This window comes from Streptomyces niveiscabiei (assembly GCF_033794345.1).
Taxonomy (GTDB): Bacteria; Actinomycetota; Actinomycetes; order Streptomycetales; family Streptomycetaceae; genus Streptomyces; species Streptomyces niveiscabiei.
This window is the reverse complement of sequence record NZ_JARAYJ010000129.1, coordinates 1-577: the sequence shown is the minus strand read 5'-3', so window position 1 is coordinate 577 and position 577 is coordinate 1. Positions and strand designations below refer to the sequence as shown.

1 pseudogene is annotated in these 577 nt (G+C 67.6%); it reads right to left on the bottom strand.

Annotated features, from left to right (window positions below):
* Positions 1-577, bottom strand: a pseudogene (locus tag PV682_RS44190) (type I-E CRISPR-associated protein Cse1/CasA); the annotation flags it as partial.

Here is a 577-nt window from a genome sequence, read left to right as displayed (position 1 = left end):
CCGCAGGCCGTCCGTGCGGCTGTAGGTGAGAACGAAGCCTGCCAGAGAGGTCTGACAATCCGGGTCCAGAACGAGAATCAACTCCCCTGCCAGCCAAGGGCATTCCTTGACCTGCCAGGCGGGGACCAGAAACCGCTCAAGCTCTGCAATGGTTCGGTCGATCATGTACCCCTTGCTGAAACGGCCCGGCAGCGTGAGCGCACTGGCCGCAACCGCCTTGCAGGCACGCGGACTTGGCATGAAGTCTTCCGGCAGCTCCAGGCCGCCCCGTTTCCCGTCCCTGTCGTCGGACAGCCACGGGACGGTCGTCAGCCTTCCGTCGGCCTGCCGCTGGACGACCAGGACCTCCAACGTCTCGTCGCTGTCCCGGACTTGGGCGCGGCCCTTGGGGCTGTCGTCCGCGTCACCGGCTGAGGCCGCCAGCCACCCGTACACGGGGCGGCCCGCACGCCGCGCCGAGTCCAGCAGGAAGGCGCCGGCCTTCTCCCGCTTCTCGACCAGCAACTGCTGGTGAGCGCGGTAGACATCCTTCAGCCGCTGCTGCTCTTCAGGCGAGGGATCACCGTAGGCGGCCTGC